Annotated in this window: 19 protein-coding genes; 6 read left to right on the top strand and 13 right to left on the bottom strand. The window is 72.3% G+C overall.

Annotated elements, in window-relative coordinates; translation table 11 throughout:
- Nucleotides 1-33: 33 nt before the first annotated feature.
- The 5 genes from BO39_RS00735 (at nucleotide 34) to BO39_RS00715 (ending at nucleotide 4,801) form a co-directional block, all read left to right on the top strand.
- Nucleotides 34-624, top strand: coding sequence for a transposase (locus tag BO39_RS00735; protein WP_245614871.1), 591 nt, complete (start codon nucleotides 34-36; stop codon nucleotides 622-624).
- Between the two features lie 80 nt (nucleotides 625-704).
- Entirely contained in the window at nucleotides 705-2,951 is a 2,247-nt protein-coding gene (gene purL / locus BO39_RS00730; protein WP_052401257.1) for a phosphoribosylformylglycinamidine synthase subunit PurL, read from the top strand.
- Nucleotides 2,952-2,965: 14 nt separating this feature from the next.
- On the top strand, nucleotides 2,966-3,199 hold the full coding sequence (locus BO39_RS00725; RefSeq protein ID WP_043829069.1) for a BolA/IbaG family iron-sulfur metabolism protein: 234 nt from the start codon (nucleotides 2,966-2,968) through the stop codon (nucleotides 3,197-3,199).
- 14 nt (nucleotides 3,200-3,213) lie between these two features.
- Nucleotides 3,214-3,555 carry a Grx4 family monothiol glutaredoxin gene (gene grxD / locus BO39_RS00720; RefSeq protein WP_043829067.1) on the top strand — a complete coding sequence of 114 codons (342 nt, stop codon included), beginning with the start codon at nucleotides 3,214-3,216 and terminating at the stop codon, nucleotides 3,553-3,555.
- Nucleotides 3,556-3,571: 16 nt separating this feature from the next.
- Entirely contained in the window at nucleotides 3,572-4,801 is a 1,230-nt protein-coding gene (locus BO39_RS00715) for an MFS transporter (RefSeq protein WP_084697731.1), read from the top strand.
- A gap of 4 nt (nucleotides 4,802-4,805) precedes the next feature.
- On the opposite strand, the gene BO39_RS00710 is transcribed toward BO39_RS00715, so the two are convergent.
- Both BO39_RS00710 and rpsD read right to left on the bottom strand, forming a co-directional pair.
- The gene (locus BO39_RS00710; protein ID WP_043829065.1) at nucleotides 4,806-5,582 is read right to left on the bottom strand and encodes a hypothetical protein; all 777 of its coding nucleotides are present in this window, start codon (nucleotides 5,580-5,582) and stop codon (nucleotides 4,806-4,808) included.
- Nucleotides 5,583-5,784: 202 nt separating this feature from the next.
- Nucleotides 5,785-6,402, bottom strand: a complete 618-nt coding sequence (gene rpsD / locus BO39_RS00705; protein ID WP_043829063.1) for a 30S ribosomal protein S4 — start codon at nucleotides 6,400-6,402, stop codon at nucleotides 5,785-5,787.
- Nucleotides 6,403-6,646: 244 nt separating this feature from the next.
- Between rpsD and BO39_RS00700 the strand changes: the two genes are divergently transcribed.
- Complete coding sequence (locus BO39_RS00700; protein ID WP_232480008.1) at nucleotides 6,647-6,868, top strand: hypothetical protein; 222 nt, start codon at nucleotides 6,647-6,649, stop codon at nucleotides 6,866-6,868.
- Here the strand turns inward: BO39_RS00700 and BO39_RS00695 are convergent.
- The 11 genes from BO39_RS00695 to BO39_RS00645 all read right to left on the bottom strand — a co-directional run bounded on the left by BO39_RS00695 (nucleotide 6,865) and on the right by BO39_RS00645 (nucleotide 18,042).
- Nucleotides 6,865-7,635, bottom strand: coding sequence for a lysophospholipid acyltransferase family protein (locus tag BO39_RS00695; RefSeq protein WP_043829059.1), 771 nt, complete (start codon nucleotides 7,633-7,635; stop codon nucleotides 6,865-6,867). The two genes, BO39_RS00700 and BO39_RS00695, sit on opposite strands and share 4 nt — an antisense overlap.
- Before the next feature lie 7 nt (nucleotides 7,636-7,642).
- Nucleotides 7,643-8,626, bottom strand: coding sequence for a phosphatidate cytidylyltransferase (locus BO39_RS00690; protein ID WP_043829057.1), 984 nt, complete (start codon nucleotides 8,624-8,626; stop codon nucleotides 7,643-7,645).
- The gene (locus tag BO39_RS00685; protein WP_052401256.1) at nucleotides 8,623-9,285 is read right to left on the bottom strand and encodes a CDP-alcohol phosphatidyltransferase family protein; all 663 of its coding nucleotides are present in this window, start codon (nucleotides 9,283-9,285) and stop codon (nucleotides 8,623-8,625) included. The genes BO39_RS00690 and BO39_RS00685 overlap by 4 nt, the downstream gene beginning before the upstream one ends.
- 33 nt (nucleotides 9,286-9,318) lie before the next feature.
- Nucleotides 9,319-10,158: an RNA methyltransferase gene (locus BO39_RS00680; protein ID WP_052401255.1), complete on the bottom strand. Its 840-nt coding sequence runs from the start codon at nucleotides 10,156-10,158 to the stop codon at nucleotides 9,319-9,321.
- 88 nt (nucleotides 10,159-10,246) lie between these two features.
- Entirely contained in the window at nucleotides 10,247-11,878 is a 1,632-nt protein-coding gene (locus BO39_RS00675; RefSeq protein WP_043829055.1) for a hypothetical protein, read from the bottom strand.
- Between the two features lie 64 nt (nucleotides 11,879-11,942).
- Nucleotides 11,943-12,938 carry a tripartite tricarboxylate transporter substrate-binding protein gene (locus BO39_RS00670; RefSeq protein WP_052401254.1) on the bottom strand — a complete coding sequence of 332 codons (996 nt, stop codon included), beginning with the start codon at nucleotides 12,936-12,938 and terminating at the stop codon, nucleotides 11,943-11,945.
- Between the two features lie 65 nt (nucleotides 12,939-13,003).
- Nucleotides 13,004-13,495: a GNAT family N-acetyltransferase gene (locus BO39_RS00665; RefSeq protein WP_043829053.1), complete on the bottom strand. Its 492-nt coding sequence runs from the start codon at nucleotides 13,493-13,495 to the stop codon at nucleotides 13,004-13,006.
- Nucleotides 13,480-14,913, bottom strand: a complete 1,434-nt coding sequence (cysS, locus tag BO39_RS00660) for a cysteine--tRNA ligase (RefSeq protein WP_043829051.1) — start codon at nucleotides 14,911-14,913, stop codon at nucleotides 13,480-13,482. The genes BO39_RS00665 and cysS overlap by 16 nt, the downstream gene beginning before the upstream one ends.
- A gap of 2 nt (nucleotides 14,914-14,915) precedes the next feature.
- A complete protein-coding gene (gltX, locus tag BO39_RS00655; RefSeq protein ID WP_043829049.1) occupies nucleotides 14,916-16,247 on the bottom strand; it encodes a glutamate--tRNA ligase in 1,332 nt (443 codons plus the stop codon).
- On the bottom strand, nucleotides 16,244-16,639 hold the full coding sequence (locus BO39_RS00650) for a hypothetical protein (RefSeq protein ID WP_043829047.1): 396 nt from the start codon (nucleotides 16,637-16,639) through the stop codon (nucleotides 16,244-16,246). Before BO39_RS00650 ends, gltX begins: the two co-directional genes overlap by 4 nt.
- Nucleotides 16,636-18,042, bottom strand: a complete 1,407-nt coding sequence (locus BO39_RS00645; protein ID WP_052401253.1) for a nitrilase-related carbon-nitrogen hydrolase — start codon at nucleotides 18,040-18,042, stop codon at nucleotides 16,636-16,638. The genes BO39_RS00650 and BO39_RS00645 overlap by 4 nt, the downstream gene beginning before the upstream one ends.
- Between the last annotated feature and the right edge of the window lie 26 nt (nucleotides 18,043-18,068).

The following is an 18,068-nucleotide window of genomic DNA, read 5'->3' as shown; positions in this document are numbered from 1 at the left end:
ACAAATCTAACATCAAAGCGCATGATGCAAGCCATGCCCCTCCCCCACGCCGCCCGCCTAACCACCCCCCTCCCCTGGTCCCCCCTCACCGACTCCCAGTGGCTCGCCCTCCTTCCCTACGTCCTCCCGCGCTCCCCCGCCGGCCGCAAAATGCCCGACCTACGCGCCCGAATGGACGCCATCTTCCACACCACCGCCCGCCACGCCCCCTGGCGCGAAGCCCCCGATGACCACGCCACCCCCGACACCATCGCCCGCCACTTCCGCCGCCTCACCCATGCCGGCCTATGGGAACGCCTTCTCATCGCCCTGGCCGAGGCCCCACCAACCCACCCCCTCCGCAGCGTCGAGCACCTGATCGTCCGCGCCCACCGCCTCCTCGGCCTCCCCTTCATCCTCCTCATCCGCCGAATCGGCCTCCGCTCCGCCCTCCCCGCGCCGCCCTGGCTCCTCCCGGACCCCGATTTGTCCGCTTTCTGCGCCCGCAGCCTCCCAGCCACCCTGCCCACCACGCGACGCGGCATCGCCGCCCTGAAAACCCGCCTCCGCGCCCTGAAACACCTCTTCAAGGCCTCCAGGGGCCGCGCCCGCATCCCCCGCTCCGTCCGCCTGGCCTGGCCGTAAGCACCGCCATGCGCCCGACACCCACCCCCACCCCCGAAAGGCCCCTCGACAAGCAGCAAACCCCTGCCCAAAACCCGCCCATGCCGAACCCGCCCTTCGAAACCCCCGCGAACCTGCTGGACGAAGCGAAGGCCCGCGCCCTCGCCAAGGATTTCGGCCTCAAGGGCGACGAGTTCGACCGCGTCCTCACCATCCTCGGCCGCAACCCCTCCCTCACGGAACTCGGCATCTTCTCCGTGATGTGGAGCGAGCACTGCTCCTACAAATCGAGCCGCGTCTGGCTGAAGGAACTGCCGACGAAGGCCCCCTGGGTCATTCACGGCCCCGGCGAGAACGCCGGCGTCATCGACATCGGCGACGGCCTCGCCGCCATCTTCAAGATGGAATCCCACAACCACCCGAGCTTCATCGAGCCCTACCAGGGCGCCGCCACCGGCGTCGGCGGCATCCTGCGCGATGTCTTCACCATGGGCGCCCGCCCCATCGCCAACCTCAACGCGCTGCGCTTCGGCGCCATCGACAACCCCAACACGAAGCGCATCCTGGACGGCGTCGTCCGCGGCATCGGCGGCTACGGCAACTGCGTCGGCGTCCCGACGGTCGGCGGAGAGGTCAACTTCCACGCCGCCTACAACGGCAACCCGCTCGTCAACGCCATGACCGTCGGCATCGCCCGCAAGGACCGCATCTTCCTCTCGGCCGCCGCCGGTATCGGCAACCCGGTGGTCTATGTCGGCAGCAAGACCGGCCGCGACGGCATCCACGGCGCCACCATGGCCAGCGCCGAATTCTCCGAGGACGCCGAGGAGAAGCGCCCCACCGTCCAGATCGGCGACCCCTTCGCCGAAAAGCTCCTCATCGAGGCCTGCCTCGAACTGATGGAGACCGACGCCATCGTCGCCATCCAGGACATGGGCGCCGCCGGCCTCACCAGCTCCAGCGTGGAAATGGCGGGCAAGGGCGGCGTCGGCATCGAGCTGGTCATGGACAACGTCCCCCAGCGCGAGGAGGGGATGACCGCCTACGAGATGATGCTGAGCGAGAGCCAGGAGCGCATGCTCATGGTACTCAAGCCCGGCGAGGAGCACGTCGCCGAAGCAATCTTCCGCAAGTGGGAGCTGGACTTCGCCGTCATCGGCCACATCACCGACACCGGCCGCATCACGCTGCGCCACAACGGCAAGCTGGAAGCCGACATCCCCCTCGCCCCCCTCGAATCCGAAGCCCCCCTCTACCGCCGCCCCACCGCGGAAACCCCGAAGCAGCCCCTGCTGGACCCCGCCACCTTCGAGGATCCGGCAGGCATCCCGGCCGCGCTCCGCACCCTCATCGCCTCCCCCGACCTATGCTCCCGCCGCTGGATCTGGGACCAGTACGACAGCACGGTCGGCGGCCAGACCGTCCGCCGCCCCGGCGCCGCCGACGCCGCCATCGTCAAGCTCGAGGACAGCCCCCGCGCCCTGGCGATGACCACCGACACCACCCCCCGCTACTGCGCGGCCGACCCGGAAACGGGCGGCGCCCAGGCCGTGGTGGAAACCTGGCGCAACATCACCGCCACCGGCGCGAAGCCGCTGGCCATCACCGACAACATGAACTTCGGCAACCCCGAGCGCCCCGAAATCATGGGCCAGTTCGCCGCCTGCATCCGCGGCATGAAGGCGGCCTGCGAGGCGCTGGACTACCCTGTCGTCTCGGGCAACGTGAGCCTCTACAACGAGACCCGCGGCGTCGATCACCCGCAGGCCATCCTCCCCACCCCCGCCATCGGCGGCGTCGGCGTGATCGAGGACGCCCGCAAGGCCACCGGCCTCGCCCCCGCCGCCGGCCAGGAGATCGTCCTCCTCGGTGAGACGCGCGGCCATCTCGGCCAGTCCCTGTGGCTGCGCGAGATCGCCGGCCGCGAGGAAGGCGCCCCCCCGCCCATCGACCTCGCCGCCGAGCGCCGCCACGGCGACTTCGTCCGCGAGCGCATCCTCGCAGGCAGCATCACCGCCTGCCACGACCTCGCCGACGGCGGCCTCCTCGTCGCTCTCGCCGAGATGGCGCTGGCCGCCAACCTTGGCCTCAACATCGAGAGCGCGCCCGAGGGCATCCCCGCCCACGCCTTCTGGTTCGGCGAGGACCAGGCCCGCTACCTCTGCGCCACCCCCGACGCCCCCGCCCTGCTCGCCGCCGCCAAGGCCGCCGGCCTTCCCGCCCGCACCATCGCCCGCGCGGCAGGCACCACGGGGGCCTTGGCGCTGCCCGGCCACCCCGCCATATCCCTTGACGAGCTGCGCGCCGCACATGAGGGCACCCTTCCCGCCCTCATGCGCGACGCCTGAGAGGAACCCCGCCCATGGCGATGCCCGCCGCCGAGATCGAGGCGCTCATCCGCGCCGCCCTGCCCGACGCCCGCATCACGATCGAGGACCTGGCCGGCGACGGCGACCACTACGCCGCCACCGTCATCTCCGAGACCTTCCGCGGTATCCCTCGCGTGCGGCAGCATCAGATCGTCTACGCGGCCCTCCAGGGCCGCATGGGCGGCGCGCTGCACGCCCTCGCCCTCCAGACCTCCGCCCCCGAGTAGAAGGAGTCACCCCTATGTCCGACAACCCGGTCTTCCAGCAGATCAAGTCCGAAATCGACGCGAGCCCCGTCACCCTCTTCATGAAGGGCACGCCGGTCTTCCCGCAGTGCGGCTTCTCCGCCCGCGTCGTGCAGATCCTCTCCCACATGGGCGTGCCCTTCCGGGGCGTGAACGTCCTTGAGAACGGCGAGATCCGGGAGGGCATCAAGGCCTTCTCCAACTGGCCGACCATCCCCCAGCTCTACGTGAAGGGCGAGTTCGTCGGCGGCTGCGACATCATCACCGAGATGTTCCAGTCCGGCGAGCTGGCGACGCTTCTCTCCGAGAACGGCGTCCCCCACTCCCAGGCGGCCTGAGCCGCTGGCCGGCGGCGTGCCGCCCGACAACTCGGGCAGCCTCGCCGGCGCCTCCTGGAAGGTCGCCCTCTCCGTCACGCTGCTGATGCAGACGGTGGCGGCCTTCCTGAACCAGGGCGTGCCGGTGCTCGCCCCGCTCCTGACCGGCAGCGCCGGCCTGCCGCCCGAGGCGGCGGGCCACCTCTCGGCCCTCGGCACGCTCGGCGTGCTCGTCTTCCTCATCCTCGGCGGCCCCATCCTCGCCCGGCTCGGTCCGGTGAGGACGTTGCAGGCGGGCGCCCTGATCGGGGCAGCGGGCATGGCCCTGGCCTCCCTCGGCGGCACGATCGCGCTGGCCGCGGCCTCCGTCATGATCGGCCTCGGCTACGGGCCCACGCCGCCCGCGGGCAGCCGCATCCTGGCGGCGACGGCGCCGCCACGGCACCGTTCCCTCATCTTCTCCATCAAGCAAGCGGGCGCGCCGCTCGGCGGCATGATCGCGGGGCTCGTCCTCGCCCCCGTGGCGGTGGCCTGGGGCTGGCCCGGGGCGCTGGCGCTCGCCGTCGGGATCGCGGTGGTGTCGGCCCTGGTCATCCAGCCGAGCCGCGCCTCCCTCGACGTGGAGCGGGAACCGGACCGGCCGGTGGGAATGCGCGCGCTGTTCAGCCGGCGCAACATCGTCGGACCCTTTGCGGCGCTGCGCCTGCACCCGCTGCTGACCCCGCTGACGGCGCTCGCCTGCTCGCTCGCGACCGTGCAGGGCTGCTTCTTCGCCTTCGCCGTCACCTGGCTGACGGAGACCCACGGCATGACGCTGGTGGAGGCGGGCATGGTCTTCGCGGCCATGCAGGCAGGCGGGGTGCTGGCACGGGTGGTGCTCGGCTGGGCGGCGGACCGGACGGGCAATGCGGCGATGAACCTCATCGGCCAGGGGCTGGGCGGGGCGGCCGTGGTGGCGGTCTTCGTGCTGCTCCCTCCACTCGGCTTCCTGCCGACGCTGGCGATCGGCGGTCTCGCGGGCTCGTTGGTGGCGAGCTGGAATGGGATCTACCAGGCGGAGGTCGCGCGGCTCTCGCCGCCCGGGCGGATCGCGGAGGCGACGGCGGGGTCGAGCACGCTCTGCTTCCTCGGCTACCTCATCCCACCGGCGATCTTCGCCACACTGGTGACGCTGACGGGCAGCTGGCTGCTGCCGCAGCTTCTGGCGGCAGGGCAGTTGCTGGTGGTGGCGCTGCTGGTACTGCCGCGGCTACGGCGGGGCGGCTAGGCGGCTAGGCGGCGAGCGTCGTCGCGCGGCGGCGCTGCCAGGTGACGGCGGCGACGAGGGCGAGCATGACGGCGGCGGCCAGGGCGGCCGGGATGTTCACCTGGTTGATGCCGAGATTGGCTGCAATCACGGCCAGGAAGGCCCAGCCGACCGCGCCGGCGAACCAGGCGGCGTCCCGGCGGAGGAGCCAGGCGATGGCGGCCGCGGCGCCGCCGGCCGCGAGCAGGATGACGACCGCGAAGAGGGTCGCGCCGATGCCGTGTTCCGGCATCATCCCGGCCGTGCGGGCGGCCGTGGAGAGGTTCACGAAGCTGGCCGCGGTGAGCCAGCCCGCCAGCAGGCCGGTGAGCGGGGTGACGATCCAGCGGGCGCCGAGGCCCGCCTCCGGCGTGTTGCGGGCGACGAAGAGGGCCGTGAGCGCGCAGGCCGTGCCGATGACGATGATCAGGAAGAGACCGAAGCCGACGCTGGCGGAGAGCTGGGAGATGAACTCCCAAAGCGTGTTGGCGGCGAAGGCGCCGGCGAGCGGCCAGCCGGTGCGCTGCGCGAGAGGGCTTCCGCGGTTGGCAGGAATAAATTGCCATATCCCGTAGGCGGCGGCAAGGGCGAAGATGAGGCTCCAGATGGAGAAGGCGTAGCCGGCCGGGACAACCGGGGTTCGGGAGGCGGCGGCGACCGCGGCCATGGAGGTGCCCATGCCGAGTGCGGGGAAGAAGGCGACGAGGATCTGCGCCCAGGGGAGGAGCAGGCAGAGGAGGCGGCGGAGGTGGTCCTGCTGCACGCGGGCGATTCCCTGAAAACGAGGACGGCCGGAGGGTATCCCCTCCGGCCGTCCGGGCAACGCTGCGATGGGCGCAGGGTTCAGCGCGAACCCATCAGCGCAAGAGGAACTCGAACCTTTATCAGCGCGAGTAGAACTCGAACCTTTATCAGCGCGAGTAGAACTCGAACCTTTATTAGCGCGAGTAGAACTCGAACCTTTATTAGCGCGAGTAGAACTCGACGACGAGGTTCGGTTCCATCTGCACGGGGTAGGGCACGTCGGACAGCTTGGGGGCGCGCACGAAGCTGCCCTTCATCTGGCGGTGGTCCACCTGGATGTACTCGGGCACGTCGCGCTCGCCGGACTGGGCGGCGTCCAGCACGGCGGTCAGGCCCTTCGACTTCTCCTTCACCTCGATGATGTCGCCATCCTTCACGAGGTAGGAGGGGATGTTCACGCGCTTGCCGTTCACGGTGATATGGCCGTGGTTGACGAACTGGCGGGAGGCGAAGGGGGTAACCGCGAACTTCATGCGGTAGATCACCGCGTCGAGGCGGCGCTCGAGCAGCTCGATCAGGTTCTCGGAGGTGTCGCCACGGCGGCGCACGGCCTCGTCGTAGTACTTGCGGAACTGCTTCTCGCCGATGTTGCCGTAGTAGCCCTTGAGCTTCTGCTTGGCCATCAGCTGAATGCCGAAGTCGGTCGGCTTGTTCTTACGGCGCTGGCCGTGCTGGCCGGGACCGTACTCGCGCTTGGCGATCGGGGACTTGGCGCGGCCCCAGAGGTTCACGCCGAGGCGGCGGTTGATCTTGTACTTGCTTTCCGCGCGCTTGGTCATGCGCCGGGTCCTTTCAGTGCGGTCCGGGTTTACGCCCCCGCATTCGCGGTGTGGCCGATGCCCGTGATGTTGTCCTGGTAGTCCTTCGGCGGAACTGCCGAAGGCGGGCGCGCGCCGTTCCGGGGCAAAGGCCCCTTGGCACGTCCACGTTCCCGGGAAGAGCGCGGCCGATAGGGGATGCGGGCGTGCTTGTCAAACGAACCTTGCCAAAGCGCGGGGCGGTGCCATACCGGGCGGCATGGGCATGCGCGAAGAAATCCTCCTCCTCGGGCTCTCGGCCGGGGTCCTCGGGGCGCTGGTGGGGGGGCTGATGCTGGCGGTCGGCCTGGGGATGGTGACCCAGAACGCCCATGCCGGCTGGGTGCTGGTGATCCCGGCCGGGCCGATCGCGGGATGGATCGGTTATGCGATGGGGAAGCGGACGCTGAAGCGGCTGATGGCGGGGGAGTCGATCCGCGGGCGCTAAACTGGTTTGGGCGGCTTTTGCCCGCCCCCGGCAGTCTGGGCGCCGCCTTGCCGGGAAGGAGCGAGCCCCCGAACGGCCGCTTCGGCGCGTGAGGAAACCGCCTCCCACCCGGTCCGGTCGTTGCGCGTCTCCGGGAACTGGAGGGGCGGGCCGATCGTGAGGGTGAGCGGGCGACCGGGCCTTGGCAGGCGGGATTGGGCGGGCCAGGCCTCGCGGGCGCCTTCCAGCCAGCAGGGGACGACGGGGATGTCGGTGCCGGCCACGAGCATGCCGAGGCCGGGCTGGAAAGGGGCCATCTCCCCCGTTCGGCTGCGGGTGCCTTCGGGGAAGAGGATATAGGCCAGGGAGTCCTCGGCGAGGCGGGCGCGCATGGTGTCGAGGTCGCCGCGGCGGCTGCGGCCGCGCCAGACGGGCAGCGCGTTGATGGCATAGGCGGAGAGGGCGGCGCGGGCGCTGTTGGCGAAGAAGAGGTCGCCCGCGGCAAGGGCGTGGGCGCGCCGGGCGGCGGGGCCGCGGAGGGCGGCGGAGAGGGCGAGGGCGTCGAGGTGGCTCGCGTGGTTGGCGATCATGACGAAGGGGCCGCTGCGAGGGAGGTTGTCGTGACCCTCGATGCGGAAGCGGTGGGCGGTCCGGAGATAGGCGCGGACGGCGCGGCGCCAGGCCGTGTTGACGGCGAGGCCCACGAGGCCGGGCTCCCGCCCGAGGCTGCGGAGGCGGTCAGCAGGCGTTAGGCCGAGATCCCGGGCGGGGCGGAGATTCCAGTCCATGCCGCACTCAGCCGGTGATGACGCGCGTGGGCACGGTGAGGCCGAAGCCGACGAAGTAGCCGACGAGGTGGAAGACCGCGGGCGCGACGAGGAGGAGGGAGTTGAAGCGGTCCAGCACGCCGCCATGGCCGGGCAGGACGGTGCCCATGTCCTTGATGCCGAGGTCACGCTTGATGGAGGAGAGGAGGAGGTCGCCCGCCTGCCCGGCCACGCTGACGAGCGCGCCCATGGCGACCAGCCAGACGGGATTGGCGAGCGGCGTGCCGCGGAAGATGGCGGCGCCGACGAGCGCGACGAGGGTGGTGGTAACGACGACCGCGCCCATGGCGCCGGAGACGGTCTTGTTCGGGCTGGTGGCGGGCAGGAGCTTCGCGCCGCCGATGAGCTTGCCGCAGGTGAAGGCCGCGACGTCGTTCAGCGCGACGGCGGTGAGCAGCAGGAGAACGAGCGGGCGGTAGCCGGGGTCGTTCGCCATGTAGCCGAGATGGGCGAGGCCCGCGCCGAAGAGCATGAAGGCGAGGATGGCGAGCGCCGTGCGCTGGATGTAGCCAGCGGGGCGGTCGAGCGGGATGGTGCAGACGGCGAGCGCGCAGGCGGTGAGCGGCCAGAGGGCGACGAAGAAGCCGTACCAGTGGTCGAGCGCCGCGAAGTTCACGGCGAGGATGCCGAGGACGATGACGAGGCTCAGCACGCGTTCCCGGAAGAGGCCGGTGGCGCGGGCGTATTCGCGGTAGCAGGCGAGCGAGAGGATCGTGACGGCGAGGATGGTGGGCACGCGGCCGATGAGGACCGGGCCGAGCATCAGCGGCAGCAGCACGCACCAGGAGGCCCAGCGGAGCCAGAGTTCCCGCCGGAACTCGGGCTTCGCGCGGCCGGAGTGCGAGAGCCAGAGGATGGCGAGGCCGGAGACGGCGAGCACGGCCAGGGTGGCGAGGATGATGCCGGTGGTGACGGGGTGGGCGAAGGCGCCGCCCTCGGGGTGCGGGATCATGCGCGCGCCCTCAGCGCGCGGGCGGTGCCCAGGAGGCGGCGGAGTGCGGTGACGGTGGCGAGGGCGGTGATGGCGATCAGTGCCCAGGCCGGCAGCGCGCCCTGCCAGGAGAGGGGCGTGAGGGCGCACCACACGGCAAGGGCCGTGACGAGGGCCATGCGCTGCTGTTTGGCCATGGGGCCGCGGAAGTCGCTGGGAGCGCCGGCCGCGCGGCCTGTCGTGCGGATATAGGCGGTGGCCATGGCGGCGAGGGAGGCGGCGAGGCCCCAGGCGGGGCTGCCGGCGGCGATGCCGAGGCCGAGGAGGACGGCGGTGTCGGAGACGCGGTCGGGCACCTCGTTCCAGAGCTCGCCCACCGGGGAGGCGACGCCGCGGCCGATAGCGACCATGCCGTCCATGAGGTTGGCGAGCAGGCGGAGCTGGATGAGGAGGGCGCCCGCGATCCATAGGGGGCGGGCCGCACCCGGCCACCAGGCGGTGCCGGCGAGGGCGAGGCCGGCGAGGAGGCCGGCCACCATGCCGGCGGCGGAGATGCCGTTCGGCGAGGCCCGGCGCGCGATCAGCCAGGCGGCGAGGGCATTGGCGGGGCCGGTGTTGCGCGCGGCGATCGGGCGGCGGTCACCCCCCTGCTCGTCGCCAGGGGTCCTGGTCGTTTCCATACCGGGAGACTGGCACGGCTGGTGGGCGGATGGCTAACCGTCGATCTGGGGGTCCACCGTTCCAGGGTCGGTGCCCCCCGGTTCGGGGGCGGCCGGGCCGCCGCGGGCGACGCGGCCGCGGGAGAGTTCAGTGACGACGCCGTGGAGGGTGCGGAGCTCCTGCTCCGTCACCTCGCCGCGCTCGAAGAGGTGGCGGAGGTTGCGGACCATCCCCGGGCGCTTGGGAAGGTTCGAGAGGAAGCCGCAGGCGTCGAGCTCCCGCACGAGGCGGCCGAGGAAGCCCTCCAGCTCGCCCTTGGTGGCGACGCGGGTCTCGTTCGTCATGAAGGCGCGCGGGGGCGTGGGCTCCTCGGCGGTCCACCACTCGTAGGCGAGGATCATCACGGCCTGGGCGAGGTTCAGGCTCATGTGCTGGGGGTTGAGAGGGTAGCGGACGAGGGTGTCGGCGCGGGCGAGGTCCTCGGTGTCGAGGCCGGCGCGCTCGGGGCCGAAGAGGATGGCGGCGCGGAGGCTGCCCGAGTTGATGGAGCGGAGTTCGGCGGCGGCGGCGCGGGCGGTGAGGACGGGGATGATGACGTGGCGCGGGCGCGGGCAGGTGGCGAGCACGCGGTGGCAGTCGGCGACGGCGTCCTCCACCGTCTCGTGGACGGTGGCGGCGTCGAGGATGCGGTCGGCGCCGGAGGAGGCGCGCCAGGCGGTGGACTGGGGCCAGCCGTCGCGCGGGGCGACGAGGCGGAGGTGGAACAGGCCGCCATTCGCCATGGCGCGGGCGACGGTGCCGATGTTCTGCGCGAGCTGCGGGCGGACGAGGACCACGATGGGGCTCTCGCCCGGCGGGGGTTCCAGGGCGGCGCCGCCCTCTCTGCCGGTCATGCGTCAAGGCTCATGCGGCGGCCCATGCCGTGCGGCGCGGGGTTCGGCAAGGGGTTCCTGCCCTGCCCAGGGAGGGCGGCGCGTCGAATTACCGCCAGCGGCAGAGCCGGACCACCCGGGTGACGTTGTTCGGCACCAGGCGGCATGAGGCCGAGTCGAAGGTGATGCCCAGCACCTCCGCGGCTTCCGTGTCGTAGCCGGAAGGGTCCTCCAGCAGCAGGAAGGCCGGCCCGGGATGCGATCGGACCTCCCGGAGCACCAGCGCCGCGTAGCTGGCCGGATCGGATGCCGCGCCTGCCCAGTTGGGGTTGGGACCGCCGACGAAGCGGACACCGGGCGCCGCCAGGGAAGGCGCGACGAAGGACACGGCCGGGCCGAGCAGGACGACGAGCGAGCCCTCCGGCAGGGGCGCGCGGGGAACGGAGAGCACGGCGGCGCCCCGGGGTTCGCGCTCCCAGAAGAAGGGCTCGCGCGGGTGGGCGGGGTACTCCGTAACGATGGCGCAGATGAAGAAGGCGGTGGCGAGGGTGAGTGTCGCGCCGGCGCGCCACCATCCGGCCGGCAGGATCCGGGCGCCGGCGGGGCGGGAGACCAGCAGGACTTCGCGCGCGGCGGCCCAGACGGGGATGCCGAGCAAGGCTTCGATCGGGACCGTGTAGCGCAGGATGGAGAAGGTCACGAGCCAGGCGGCATAGCCCGCGAGGATGAAGGCAAGGATGGCCGCCGTCGAGCGGGCGGCCACCTCCTCCCTGCCGTTCGCCGGGCTCCGGGTGGCGCGGCGGAGGCGCCAGGCCGCCAGGATGATGGCGAGCAGGAGCGCGGTGAGGCTGATGGCGAAGCGCGGATCGGCGAGCGGCGGCTCCAGCACGACCGCGACCGAGCGGCGGGCCCAGATGAAGGGGTAGATGATTGCCGTACCGATGCTGTCTGGCAGGAAGCTCTCGTCGCGCTGCCCTTCGAGCGGGAAGAGCGGCGAGCGGAAGATGTTGTTGGCGAAGGAGCCGAAGGGGTTTCCGTATCGCTGCCACAGAAACCACCCCCACGGGCCGTAGGTGATCGCCAAGCCCAGCGCTCCGCCGAGCGACAGGGGGCCGAGGGCACGCAGCCGCGCCGCGCCGCCGCGTGCTGCGACGACCGCCGCGAGCGCGAGGGCGGGCGGGAAGATGAAGGCTGTGAGCTTCAGGCCCATGGCGGCGCCGCCGAGGAATCCGGCCAGCAACCGCAGCCCTGCCGCGCGAGGGGTGCCCTCGGCAACCGGGGCGAGGAGCAGGACGAGCAGCGCGCCGAGGACGAGGCAGCCGGTCTGGATGTCGTTATAGGTTGAGGCGACCTCCGGCAGGGTTGCGGCGCCGGTCAGACCGAAGAGGGCGGCCAGTGCGCTCGCAGGCGTCACCCGGCGGGCGTCGCCGTGGAGGGCGAGATTAGCCAGGGCGATAGCCAGGAAGGCGAGCAGGCCCGCATAGCCGGCCTGCAGGGCCGAAACCGTGCGCGGCCAGGCGTTCAGGGGGCTCTGCGTGAGGAGGTAGAAGGGCAGGTCGAGGCCGGGGTGGAGGAAGGTGTGCGCCCGCGCCGGGGTTAGATCGATGCTCCACCGGCCCTCCAGCAGGGCGTAGACGTTGTAGAAGTGGTAGTTCCGCAGGTCCCAGCTCGTGTCGCGGCCGAGGGCTAGCGCAATGGCGGCCGCGGCGAGCCAGCAGGCGAGGAAGACGCCCCATCCCATTCGGAGCCCGGTTCCAGCCGCCGGGGCCTGTCGACCGGATGCAGCCCTCATCGCGTGGCCTGTGCTACTGCGCGGTGATGCCGGCCTCGCGCGCGACGGCGGTCCAGCGGCGGACCTCGGCACGGAAGAAGGCGGTGAAGGCGGCGGGGTCGCTCGGGGCGGCCTCCACGGCCAGGGCTTCGACGCGGGCGAGAGTCTCGGGCATGGCCATGACGCGAAGGATGGCCCCGTGGAGGGTTTCCACGATCTCGGGCGGCGTGCCGGCGCGGACGAGGACACCCTGCCAGGCCTGGACCTCGAGACCGCTGCCGAGGCCGGCCTCGCTGATCGCGGGGATGTCGGGGTAACTGGGCAGGCGGGCCTCGGCCATGACGGCGATGGCCTTGAACTTGCGCTCCTCCAGGAAGCCGCGCGTGGAGGTCTGGGGAGTGTCGCAGAGGAGCTGCACGTCGCCGGCCAGCAGGGCCTGAAGCGCCGGGCCGCCGCCGCGGAAGGGGACGTGGACGAGGGAGATGCCGGCGCGACGCTCCAGCAGCTCCGGTGCGAGATGGGCGGAGGAACCGACGCCGCCGGAGGCGAAGGTGATGGCGCCGGGCCTTACCCTCGCGGCGGCGACGAGTTCTTGGACGGTGTTGAAGGGCGCGTTGGGAGCGGCGAAGAGGAAGACGGGCACCTTCACCACCTGGGAGACGCCGGTGAGGTCCGTCAGCGGGTCGTAGGTGAGGCGCAGCAGGGCGGGCGCGACGGCGTGGGAGAAGACGCCGTAGAGAAGGTTGGTGCCGTCCGGGACGCTTTTCGCGACCGCTTCGGCGGCGATGTTGGCGGCGGCACCGGGGCGGTTCTCGACCACCACCTGCTGCCCGAGGACGCCGCTCATGCCCTGGGCGAGGATGCGGGACATGGTGTCCACCGTGCCGCCCGGGGCAAAGCCGACGAGGAGGCGGAGGGGGCGATCGGGGAAGGCCGCGAGGGCGGGGCGGGCAAGGCCGGCGGCCAGCGCCGTGGCCAGGGTGGCGAGACCCCGGCGGGTGGCGGCGGGGATGGTGCGGGGGTCGGACATCGCGGCCTCCTGTGCGGGCCGGGGCGGCCGCTTATGGCGAGCCGACAACGGCAGGCCGGGCGGTGTCAACGACTCGTCTGGGAGCTCCATTCGCGACGAAGGAGGGACATGAGGATCAGCGCGGTGCGCGTGCCGTCCGCCTCCAGGCGGGCCTCGCGAAGGGTGCCTTCCTCCGCGAAGTTCTGGGCGCGGTAAACGTGGCGGGCGCGGTCGTTGGCGGCGACGACATAGAGCCAGAACCGATGGGCAGCGGTGTTGCCGAAGGTCCAGGCGGTGACGGCGCGGAGGAAGGCGGCGCCCAGTCCGCGGCCGGGGGCGGCCATGGCGATGCGCTTGAGGCAGAGGTTGCCGTGGGGATCGCGGAGGTCGGAGAGGATGGCGAAGCCGACGGGCTCGCCGTCCGGGCCGCTGGCAATGAGGTACGCGTGGTCCGGGCCGGCGAGGGCGGCGGCGTGCTGCTCCTCCGTCCAGAGGTTGATGTAGGCGTCATGGCCGGGGATGCGCTCCACGGCCATGACGAAGGGGATGTCGGCGGGGGTGGCTAGGCGCGGCGCCACGTGGTCGTGCCCTTGCCGTCCTCGAGCACGATGCCGCGCGCGGCGAGGTCGGCGCGGATGCGGTCGGCCTCGGCCCAGTCCTTCGCGGCGCGGGCGGCGAGGCGGGCGTTGATGGCGGCCTCGATTTCCGCGTCGTCGCCCTCCCCTGCCCCGCCTTTCCGCCAGGCCTGGGGGTCGGAGGGGAGGAGGCCGAGGGCGGCGGCGGCTTCGCGGAGCGCGGCGCCGGCTTGGCCGGGCTTCGGCTTCCAGTCGCGGCCGGCGCGGGAGAGCACGGCCGTCATCGAGCCGCCGACCTGCATGACGTTCTCCAGCGCGCGGAGGTCGCGGAGGCGCGCGACGGCGAGCGGGGTGTTGAGGTCGTCGGCGAGCGGTTCCAGCGCCCAGGCGACCATGTCGGCGACGGTGGCGTCGTCGGCGTCGGGCGCGGGAAGGTCGCGGACGAGGAGGGCGTAGTGGTCGTCGAGTTCGGCGCGCGCCTCGTCGAGGCGTTCGGCGGTGTAGTCGAGGGCGGCGCGGTAATGCGTCTTCAGCAGCAGCAGGCGGAAGGCCTCGCCGGCCCAAGGGCCACGCTGGAGGATGTCGCGCACGGTGAGGAAGTTGCCGAGGGACTTCGACATCTTCTCGCCGTCCACCAGCAGCATGCCGTTGTGCATCCAGAGATGCGCGAAGCGGGTGCCAGGGAAGGCGCAGCAGGATTGCGCGACCTCGTTCTCGTGGTGCGGGAAGAGGAGGTCGGCGCCGCCGCCGTGGATGTCGAACTCCTCGCCGAGGTTCTTCCAGGCCATGGCGGAGCACTCGATGTGCCAGCCGGGGCGGCCGCGGCCCCAGGGGCTGTCCCAGCCCGGCGTTTCGTCGTCGCTCGGCTTCCAGAGGACGAAGTCGCCGGGGTCGCGCTTGTAGGGAGCGACCTCGACGCGCGCGCCGGCGAGCATCTCATCCGTGCTGCGGCCGGAGAGGCGGCCGTAATCGGGGTAGGAGGCGACGGAGAAGAGGACGTGGCCCTCCGCGGCATAGGCGTTGCCGTTGGCGATCAGGCGCTCGATGAGCGCGATCATCTCGGGGATGCTGCCCGTGGCGCGCGGCTCGATGTCGGGCGGCGCGCAGTTCAGCGCCTGCATGTCGGCGTGGAAGTCGGCGGCGGTGCGGGCGGTGATGGCGGAGATGGGCTCGCCGCTCTCGCGGGCGCGGGCGTTGATCTTGTCGTCCACGTCCGTGATGTTGCGGACATAGGTGAGGCGCGGGAACGCGCGGCGCAGCAGGCGGGCGAGAACGTCGAAGACGACGACGGGGCGCGCGTTGCCGAGATGGGCGAGGTCATAGACGGTCGGGCCGCAGACGTAGAGGCGGATGTGGTCCGGGTCGATCGGGCGGAACTCGACCTTCTCGCGGCGGGCGCTGTCGTGGAAGTGCAGGTGCATGGTCAGCCGATCGCGCGTTGCAGCCGGGACGCCGCGCGGGCGCGGCCGATCAGCGGCAGGAAGGTCTTGAGGTCGGGGCCGTGGTCCTCGCCCGTCAGGGCGCGGCGGAGCGGAAGGAAGAGCGCCTTGCCCTTCTTCTGCGTGGCCTGGCCGATGGCGGCGGTCCAGGTGGGCCAGCTCGTCTCGTCCCACGGCTCGGGCGGCAGGGATTGGATGGCGGCTTCGAGCAGCGCGCGCTCCTCCGGCTGCGGGCGGACGGTGATCTCGCCGCGGGCGATCTCGTGCCAGTCCCGGGCTTCGGGCAGCAGGTCGAGGTTGCCGCGGATGGCGAGCCAGAAGGGCTCGTCGGCGCCGTCCGGCAGGTGATCCTTCACGGCCTCGAAGGGCAGCGCGTGCAGGTGCTTGCGGTTGAGGGCGAGGAGCTGCTTCGTGTCAAAGCGCGCGGCGGAGTGGGAGACGCGCGTGATGTCCCAGAGCCGCACGAGGTCGCGCGGGCTGGCGGCGACGGGATCGTTCGAGGTGCCGAGCGCGGCGAGGTAGCCGGTGAGGGCCGCGGGCTCGATGCCGTCACGCCGGAACTGGCGGAGCGAGACGCTGCCGAGGCGCTTGGAGAGCTGCCCGCCCTCGGCGTCCGTCAGCAGCGGCATGTGGGCGAAGTGGAGGCGGTTGGGGCGGCCCGACAATCCTTCGAGGATGTCGATCTGGATGCCGGTGTTGGTGACGTGGTCCTCGCCGCGGATGATGTGGGTGATGCCGGTTTCGAGGTCATCGACCACGCTGGTGAAGGTGTAGAGGAAGCTGCCGTCGGCGCGGATCAGCACCGGGTCCGACAGGCTGGGGAGCTTGACCTGCCGGTCGCCGAGCACGCCGTCCTGCCAGGTGACGGTGCGGGTGTTGAGCTTGAAGCGCCAGTGCGGGGACTTGCCGTTCTCGATGGCGCGGGCGAGCTGCTCCGCCGTCATCTTGAGGGCGCCGCGGTCGTAGATAGGGGCGCGGCCCTGCTTCCTGCGCTGCTCGCGCTTGTAGTTCAGCTCCTCCTCGGTCTCGAGGCAGGGATAGAGAAGGCCCTTCTTCTTCAGGACCTCGGCGGCGGCCACGTAGCGCTCGATGCGGTCGGACTGGCGGAAGAACTCGTCCCAGTCGAGGCCGAGCCAGCGCAGGTCTTCCTCGATGCCCTGGGCGAATTCGGGCTTCGAGCGCCCCGTGTCCGTGTCGTCCAGGCGGAGGATGAAGGTGCCGCCGCGCTTGCGCGCCTCGAGCCAGTTGGTGAGGGCGATGCGGGCGTTGCCGACATGGAGCCAGCCGGTGGGGCTGGGGGCGAAGCGGACCCTCACGCGCTTTCCTCGCCGCCCATGTCGTCGTCTTCCTCTTCATCGCGGTCGCGGCGGGGGTCGAGGGCGCGCCAGTCGCGCTCGCTCTTCCTGCGGGGGGGCTTCTCGGCGAAGGCGCGGATGTCGGCGGCGGAGGTCCAGTGGTCGCCGCTGGGGTCCAGGGCCTCGGCGTCCTCGCCGAAGGCGAACCAGGCGGCGAGCACGGCCTCGGCGTCCATGCCGGGGGCGCGGCAGCGCTCGATGCTGTCCCGCACGTAGCGGCGGGCGAAGGTGGCGGCGTCGGCAACGGTGGTGAAGCCGCGGATCTCCTCCACGGGATCGTCGCCGTTCGCGCCAGAGAGGTCCTTGATGCGGACGAAGGGGCCGAGGGCGGCCGGCTGGGGGGACGTGTTCATGGCGTCGCGGCTCCCTGGGGGTTGGGCGGGCTGGGGCGGGCGGGCGGGGTGAGCGCCACGCCGGGCGGGGCCCGGCGGCGCTTGTAGTCCTCGCGGGCGAGGCTTTGCCAGAGGTGGCGGGAAGGGTCCGGGGTAGCGCCGTGCGGAGGGTGCGGGATTTCGGCCTCGAAGGGGGCGCCGGACAGGTTCTCGGGGCGGAGGGCGACGCGCCAGGCGGCAAGGGCGGCGCGGGTCTCGGGGGGTAGGTGGCGGAGGGGCGCGAAGGCTTCCGCCGTGCTGGTGGCGAGGGTGCCGGTGAGGATCGGCATGCCGCCCGCTTCGGCGAGGGTGTCGAGGGCGGCTTCGCGCAGGCGGGCTGCGAGGCCGGGCGTAGCGGGGAGGATGGCGGCCAGGGTTGCCCGCGCGGGGGAGAGATCGATCCGCTCGGCGGTGAGGCCGAGAGCGCGGGCGGCGGCCTCCCCCTCCCCTTCCAGGAGGATGGCCCGGATCGCGGCGGAGCCGAAGGCGTCGCGAGCGAGGGTCGCCGCGAGGGCGCTTTCCGGACTGTCGGAGAGGGGCAGGAGGAAGGAGGTGGCACCCCAGCGCTCCGCATGGTCGCGGAGCGCGAGGAGGAGGGCGCGCCAGGTCGCCTCGTGCTCCGGCATGGGGGGTGGGGCGGCTTGCGGGGCGCAGCGCCAGACGGTCCCGTCGTGGTGCCATTCGGTGAGGGTGATCGTGTCCTCGGCGAAGGGCGGGAGGATCAGGGCGGGGCTGCGGTCGGCGTTGAGGACGAGGGCGCCGCCATCATGCGCCGCTTCGTCCTCGGCGCCGAGGCGGTCGAGGCGGATGAGCGGCAGGTCGTTCTCCACCACGCGGGCGAGGGCGGATTGGAGGCGGCGCTCCGCGGCGCCGGGGGCATGGGGCGGGGAATCGAGGGCGATGAGGAGGTCGGCGCCCGTCTCGGCGAGGGTTTCGGCGACGGCGGGGCCGCGGCCGTCGCGCGCGGGCATGAGGCCGAGGCGGGCGGTGCGGAAGGCGACAGGGCCGGGCACGGGGCCGGGGTCGTAGCCCGCGCGGGGCTCGTGGGCGGCGCGGCTGCGGAGGGTGCCGGCGTCGAGGAGGTGCAGCGCCTCGTGCAGGGCCGCGCCGTTCCGCCAGGGGGCGCCGAGGAGGAGGGCGGGGCCGCCGTCCGCTGTTTCGGCGGCGAGGGCCGCGAGGGTGGCGGTGAGGGCGGCGGCGAAGTCGGGATGGGCCGCGAGGGTGGCGGGCACGGCGCCGGAGAGTGAGGACTCGGGCGTCACCAGCAGATCGGCGCCGAGGGCGGCGGCGCGGGCGCGGAGGGCGCGCAGGCGGGCGGCGTTGGCCTGGATCGCGGCCAGCCGCGGGTTGGCCTGGGCGAGCGCGATGCGGAGGGGGGCGGTCATGGGCGGCGGACCCTAGGGGGGTTGCG

This window comes from Roseomonas aerilata DSM 19363 (assembly GCF_000711725.1).
GTDB classification, from domain to species: domain Bacteria; phylum Pseudomonadota; class Alphaproteobacteria; order Acetobacterales; family Acetobacteraceae; genus Roseomonas; species Roseomonas aerilata.
This window is presented reverse-complemented; position numbering and strand designations above follow the sequence as displayed.

Coding starts and splice junctions, on each gene's coding strand:
- cysS (WP_043829051.1), bottom strand. CDS start 14,913: ATGCACCTGCACTTCCACGACAGCGCCCGCCGCGAGAAGGTCGAGTTC.
- BO39_RS00735 (WP_245614871.1), top strand. CDS start 34: ATGCCCCTCCCCCACGCCGCCCGCCTAACCACCCCCCTCCCCTGGTCC.
- BO39_RS00645 (WP_052401253.1), bottom strand. CDS start 18,042: ATGACCGCCCCCCTCCGCATCGCGCTCGCCCAGGCCAACCCGCGGCTG.
- BO39_RS00680 (WP_052401255.1), bottom strand. CDS start 10,158: ATGACCGGCAGAGAGGGCGGCGCCGCCCTGGAACCCCCGCCGGGCGAG.
- BO39_RS00670 (WP_052401254.1), bottom strand. CDS start 12,938: ATGTCCGACCCCCGCACCATCCCCGCCGCCACCCGCCGGGGTCTCGCC.
- purL (WP_052401257.1), top strand. CDS start 705: ATGCCGAACCCGCCCTTCGAAACCCCCGCGAACCTGCTGGACGAAGCG.
- BO39_RS00725 (WP_043829069.1), top strand. CDS start 2,966: ATGGCGATGCCCGCCGCCGAGATCGAGGCGCTCATCCGCGCCGCCCTG.
- BO39_RS00675 (WP_043829055.1), bottom strand. CDS start 11,878: ATGGGATGGGGCGTCTTCCTCGCCTGCTGGCTCGCCGCGGCCGCCATT.
- BO39_RS00700 (WP_232480008.1), top strand. CDS start 6,647: ATGCGCGAAGAAATCCTCCTCCTCGGGCTCTCGGCCGGGGTCCTCGGG.
- BO39_RS00685 (WP_052401256.1), bottom strand. CDS start 9,285: ATGGAAACGACCAGGACCCCTGGCGACGAGCAGGGGGGTGACCGCCGC.
- rpsD (WP_043829063.1), bottom strand. CDS start 6,402: ATGACCAAGCGCGCGGAAAGCAAGTACAAGATCAACCGCCGCCTCGGC.
- BO39_RS00650 (WP_043829047.1), bottom strand. CDS start 16,639: ATGAACACGTCCCCCCAGCCGGCCGCCCTCGGCCCCTTCGTCCGCATC.
- grxD (WP_043829067.1), top strand. CDS start 3,214: ATGTCCGACAACCCGGTCTTCCAGCAGATCAAGTCCGAAATCGACGCG.
- BO39_RS00695 (WP_043829059.1), bottom strand. CDS start 7,635: ATGGACTGGAATCTCCGCCCCGCCCGGGATCTCGGCCTAACGCCTGCT.
- BO39_RS00690 (WP_043829057.1), bottom strand. CDS start 8,626: ATGATCCCGCACCCCGAGGGCGGCGCCTTCGCCCACCCCGTCACCACC.